Below are 6,185 nucleotides of genomic sequence, written 5' to 3'. Positions count from 1 at the left end.
ATCACTATGCAGAGCCAGCGTTGGTAGGAGATCCGGAGCAAGTTCATAAGCTGACTGGGATTTCAAATATCGTAGGAACAGTAGAGACAAGATTTGCAAACTTTAAATATGACAATCAAGGAAGAGCAACGTCTAGTACGGTGTTTGGTCCACCGAATGAAGTGGCATCGGTGACTTATGATAGTAATACCCAAGCAACGATGACAACAGAATCTGGTGCAGTTACAACCTACACGATGGGTACAGGAACTTATCGTCCAATTACTAACATGAGTACTTCAGGTGTATCAGGAAGTGTGTCGAGACTTTATGATTCACAGAAAAGAGTAATGAGTGAGACGGATAGAAGAGGAATTACGACAAGCTTTACTTATCCGACTGAGTACAATCGAACTATCACCTCTGCAGTGGGAACGCCTGAGCAGAGAAGAAGAGAAGTGGATCGCAATGCGAGCAACTTAACGACGCAAGTGAGAGTGTTTGATAACAACAACGTGCTGCAGAGTAAGACAAGTTGGACGTACAATACTCGTGGTCAAGTTTTAACGGAAACACTTACGAATGTATTAGACAATAATACGCGCACGAATACTAAGATTTACTGTGAAGATTCAGACGTGACAAGTGGTACATGTCCAATAGTGGGTTTGCTATTATCAGAGAATAATTCTGGCAGCGGAGACACAACGTCTTATACTTATAGACAAACAGATGAAGAAAGTTGTGCTACAGCTCCAACGACTTGTCCATATCGTAAAGGAGATTTGTGGAAGGTCACAAACTCACTCAACCATATTTCAGAGATCGTAAGTTATGATGGCTCAGGAAGAATATTGGCCATAAAAAATTACAATGGTGTAGTGACAGAATTTGAATATGACTTCAAAGGAAGACAGTCGGCTATAAAAATAAAAGGTTCAGACGGCGACCGTACAACCACGATGACTTACACTTCGACGAACCAAGTGAAGCAAGTGAATAATCCTGACGGAACATATTTAAAGTACAACTATGATGATGCAGACAGATTGACTTCGATGGAAGATAATCTTGGCAATAAAACCGTCTACACGTTAAACGCAGATGGAAAGACATTAAAAGAAGAGATTAAAGATTCTGGTGGAATTCCAAGAAAAACTTTAGCCTTCACTTACAACAGCTTAAGTCAGATGATGACGGTAAGAGATGCACAAAGCCAATTGGGTGGAAATGCAACGGCTACGATGACTTATGATTCGGAAGGAAATCTTGAGACGACAACGGATGCTTTGAGCAGACAGTCGACAAATGAATATGATTCTTTAGGAAGAATTAAAAAATTCATTAAAGATGCTGCGGGCCTTTTGCCGCAAGAAGTGAATCAAAAACATAATGCTTTAAATAGTATAACGAAAGTTATAGATCCTAAGAACTTAGATACAAACTATTTGTATGATGGATTTGGAAAGTCTTCGAAGTTAGAAAGTAAAGACACGGGGAATACAGATTATAAGTATAATTCTTTGGGTCAGTTGACTGAAGCAAAAGATGCTAACGGAAAAACCACGCAGTATGTTTATGATATCTTGGGTAGAACAAGAATTATCGATTACGCAGAATCACCAACGCCAGGTTTAGACATAACGTACACTTATGATGAGTTGCCGCTAGAGTGTGAAAGAGGCGAAGGTTACGTCATCGGAAAACTCACTAAAGTTGAAGATGGCAGTGGTAGTACAGCTCTTTGTTACAACGCTTACGGAGATCTAGTTAGAAAAGTTCAAAAGATAAATGGAAAGACATTTGTTCTACGTTGGATCTACAAGGTAAACGGTCAACTGGAGCAGATGATTTATCCTGACGGTTTAGTTGTAGATTACGTTTACAACTCTTTAGGCCAAGTGTCTGAAGTGGGAGTGACGTCGGGATCTCGTGCAGTTTTAATTGAAGATGCCACATACTATCCGTTTGGTCCAATCGCAGGATGGGATTATGGGAATGGTAGATCAATAACAAGAACTTTTGATCTGAACTATAGACCACATATCATTAGAGACACGGCTTCTGGTGGTATCAATTATACTTACGCATTCAATGGGGTTGGGAACTTAACACAACTTCAAGCGCCAGGGTTAATCAGAGATTATAAGTACGATGGACTAAATCGCTTAAAATCTGCAGAAAATTCAAGCCAGATAAAACTTTGGGAATACAATTACGATGCGACAGGAAATAGAACATCGGTGATTGAAGCAGTACCAAATGGATCAAGTTATAATTATTTAACAAAGAATTATGCTTACGATACAAACTCTCACCGTCTCACTTATGATGGTACAGAGTACAAGGCTTATGATTTAGCGGGTAACTTAACAAAGACAAGTGCAACGGTTTCAGGTCCTGCGATCTTAAGTTTGAGTTACAACAGTGCAAATAGACTTCACTCTGTGACTAAGAGCACAGGTTCAGTTCAGTATGTTTACAATGCTTCAGGGGAAAGAGTGCAAAGAACTCCTTCAGCAGGCGGAGAAACATATTTCGTGTACGGAGATTCAGGTTCTTTACTTGGGGAATACAATTCGTCTGGAAGTCCGATCAAACAGATGATTTGGTTAGCGGGAATGCCAGTGGGACTTGTGACGGGCACAACTTCAACTGCAAAACTTTACTACGTGCAATCGGATGCATTGGGAACTCCAAGAACAGTGATAGATCCGGTTAGAAACTTAAGTGTGTGGAAGAACCCTTTAGAGAACGAAGCGTTTGGTAAAGTGCAACCGATCACGGATCCAGATGCAGATGGAACTCATTTTGAATTTAATTTAAGATTCCCTGGTCAGATCCACGATAGTTTCACGGGATTAGTTTATAACTACTTCAGAGATTACGATCCAAGCACAGGGAGATACGTGCAATCAGACCCGATCGGTCTTGCTGGTGGTATCAGCACGTACTCTTATGTTGGTGCAAATCCTTTGACGGCTACGGATCCTTTGGGGTTACAAGCGGCACCGAATCGTGTGCCGAATGGAGTGAGAGGTCTTCCGCCTGCAGCCAATGATCCTGTATTTCTTCGCACTGTACCTACAGGTACACCAGGTACAGTTAGAATTCCCTCAGGTATTTCCCGTGCTGCAGGTTTTCTGAGATGGCTAGGCCCTGCTGGGAAATTAGTTGATGCTGCTGAGTACGGCTGGAAGGGAGGCACTCTATTAAGGGAAGCTTTAGATACAGATAAAATTATAGATAAATTGATATGGGACAGTTGGTGGGACCCAGACACAGGTGAATGTAAGGATGACGAAGAAGATCCTTGCCCTAAAATTGAAGCCGAATTAGAAAGGTTGGAGCGCGAGATTGAAGGTACTATTCAAGATGGTCTATATAGTGGTTCTGGTCCTCGCTTAACACCAGCTGAAGAAATGGCAAATGCAAAAAAATATTATGAGCTACAAGCAAAGCTAAGAAAACTATTGGAGTTAGCTAAAAAGCATGGCTGTCGCATTTCTTGGGAAACAGGAGTATCGGGCTGGGCAAATATAGAGTATCCTTATGGAGGAGGTTGGGCTGGATATTAAATAAGTACCAGCTTTCCTTTCCGGGTCACGCTGCATAAAAGTCAAAAGGCTCCTCACGGAGCCTTTTTTTCTAGAATAGAGTTTGAACTAAAAGATGATCCAATGCCGCAATTCTAAATTGCCTTCTTGAAAATAGTTTCAAGAATAGATCTTCTGTTCTCTCGAGAAGATTCTACGAAATACATCAAGTCATCGATCAATTGCACATCTCTATTGTTGAATGGCATAAAAGCAAGTCCAACACCATTTTCATTTTTCCAAACAACGTTGGCCTGAATCTTCCTTCTTCTTCCGCTCACTTCAAAATACAGCACGATTTTTTCGTTGAGTTGAACTTTAGCGGTGTCCGTCTTTAAGAAAGCGCCAGTCAGACTGATGTTCGAAAGCATGCCTTTCGAATCTTGGCGGGCATAAGACTTCTTATAGTTAATATCGAGTTGTAAATGTATTCTTCTCGCGGGCATTTTGGTTGGTTCCATCATAAATAACTCCTCAAGCTATATAGACATATCGGTATTTTTATGTGTAATTTTAGCAATCTCGTTTTGAGGCAATCGTTGTCTCATATGGAGAAATTTCACTTTTAGTATCAGATACTTAGAGGTAAAAAATAAATCCCCATTGACAAAACCTTTAATATGGAGAAAATAGAGGAATTCAAGAGCATCTAACCTATAATATAAAGATCTAGAAAAAGATCAAATACCCACCAAACTAAATAACGATCAATTGGGCCGGTTAACTAACACACCATAAAAATTCAAATCAAATAATTTTTAAGTTCTCAATTCACTCTACAAGGAGATAAATTTAATGTCTGACGAAAACAAAAACGCTGACGAAGGCACCAAGAAAAAATCATTCAGAGCCAAAAAGCCAGAGTCATCAGAACAAGAAACTGCACCTAAAAAAGAGTCAGCCGCAACTCCTGAAGCCAAAGCCGAACCCCAAAGAGCCGAAGCTCCAAGCGAAAAGGCCCCTCGAGAAAATCACAGAAACGAATCCAGAAACGATACCAGAAATGACAGAAACGAAGGCGGCAGAAACAATAATCACCGCAGAGACAACAACAGAAATGATCGCAACGCTGGCAGAGGCGGCGGTAGAGATCACGAGCGAAAAAACTTCCATAGAGACAGACATCAAGAAGAAGAATCTGCTGGAAATAGTGTAGAAAACGGACACGGAATCGACGACGAAAATCAAGAAGACACTCAAATTCAGTTAACTGAAGAGGAAAGAAAAGAACTTAACTCTAAAGATCTTAAAACTAAAAACATCACTCAATTATTAGAACTCGCGACAAAATTAAACATCCTTCATGCGGCCGGAATGAGAAGACAAGATATGATCTTCGAAATTCTAAAACGCGCAGCAAGATTTGGAGATATCTACGGTCATGGTGTTCTTGAAATCTTACCTGACGGATACGGATTTTTAAGATCTCCGGATTACAACTATCTTCCGGGTCCAGATGATATTTATGTGAGTCCATCACAAATTAGAAGAATTGGCTTGAGAACTGGTGACACTGTGAGCGGAACAGTTCGTCCGCCAAAAGACGGCGAAAGATATTTTGCTCTTCAAAAAGTAGAAACTCTCAATCATGAGTCTCCTGAAAAAGCGAAAGATAAAATCTTATTCGATAACTTAACCCCGCTTTATCCAGAAGAAAGACTAAAACTTGAATATGCTCCCAACAACTACACAACAAGAGTGGTTGATCTTATGTCTCCACTTGGAAAAGGCCAAAGAGCACTGATCGTTGCTCCTCCAAGAACTGGTAAAACAGTTTTGATGCAAGAGATTGCGAATGCAATTTCTACGAATCACCCAGAGGTAAAATTAATCGTACTTCTGATTGATGAAAGACCAGAGGAAGTAACAGATATGTTGAGATCTGTGAAGGGCGAAGTTGTTTCATCCACTTTTGATGAACCACCTACTCGTCACGTTCAAGTTGCCGAGATGGTCATCGAAAAAGCAAAGCGTTTAGTTGAGCACAAACATGACGTCGTTATTCTTCTAGATTCTATTACCCGCTTAGCAAGAGCTTACAACACGGTAGTTCCTCCTTCGGGAAAAATTCTTTCTGGTGGTGTAGATTCAAACGCTCTTCATAAACCAAAAAGATTCTTTGGTGCCGCAAGAAATATCGAAGAGGGCGGAAGCTTAACAATTATCGCAACTGCGCTTATCGATACAGGCTCAAGAATGGATGAAGTTATTTTTGAGGAATTCAAAGGTACTGGTAACTCAGAGATCCACTTGGATAGAAAACTCATGGAAAAACGTATTTTCCCATGCATGGACATCAACAAATCTGGTACTCGTAAAGAGGATTTACTCATAGATAAGGCTGATTTGAACCGAATCTGGATCCTCAGAAAGGTTTTAGCACCAATGAACGTTGTGGATAGTATGGAGTTTATTTTGGGCAAACTTTCGGAAACGAAGTCCAATACAGAGTTCCTTGCGAATATGGGCGGAAAGTAAACCCTCGAAATAACTTAATAATTAGGCAAATTTAAAGAAGCGCTGTGACAACTAATAATCGTCGCAGAGCTCCGGCCTTCCTGTGGATAACTCTGTGTAGGAACAAGAGGGGGGGTCTAGGTCTGAAATATT

The 6,185-nt window shown here is 40.5% G+C and carries 3 protein-coding genes; 2 read left to right on the top strand and 1 reads right to left on the bottom strand.

What is annotated here, in order from left to right; all coding sequences use genetic code 11:
* The coding region (locus V4596_10075; protein ID MES2769479.1) for an RHS repeat-associated core domain-containing protein at window positions 1-3,557 on the top strand (3,557 nt) is incomplete at its 5' end.
* Between the two features lie 113 nt (window positions 3,558-3,670).
* Here V4596_10075 and V4596_10070 read toward each other — a convergent pair.
* Entirely contained in the window at window positions 3,671-4,039 is a 369-nt protein-coding gene (locus tag V4596_10070) for a PilZ domain-containing protein (GenBank protein ID MES2769478.1), read from the bottom strand.
* A 736-nt stretch (window positions 4,040-4,775) separates the two neighbouring features.
* Here V4596_10070 and rho point away from each other — a divergent pair.
* Window positions 4,776-6,053, top strand: coding sequence for a transcription termination factor Rho (rho, locus tag V4596_10065; protein ID MES2769477.1), 1,278 nt, complete (start codon window positions 4,776-4,778; stop codon window positions 6,051-6,053).
* Window positions 6,054-6,185 lie beyond the last annotated feature (132 nt).

This window comes from Bdellovibrionota bacterium (assembly GCA_040386775.1).
Classification (GTDB): Bacteria; Bdellovibrionota; Bdellovibrionia; order Bdellovibrionales; family JAEYZS01; genus JAEYZS01.
The sequence above is the reverse complement of the archived record's forward strand: the minus strand, read 5'-3'. Positions and strand labels throughout refer to the sequence as shown.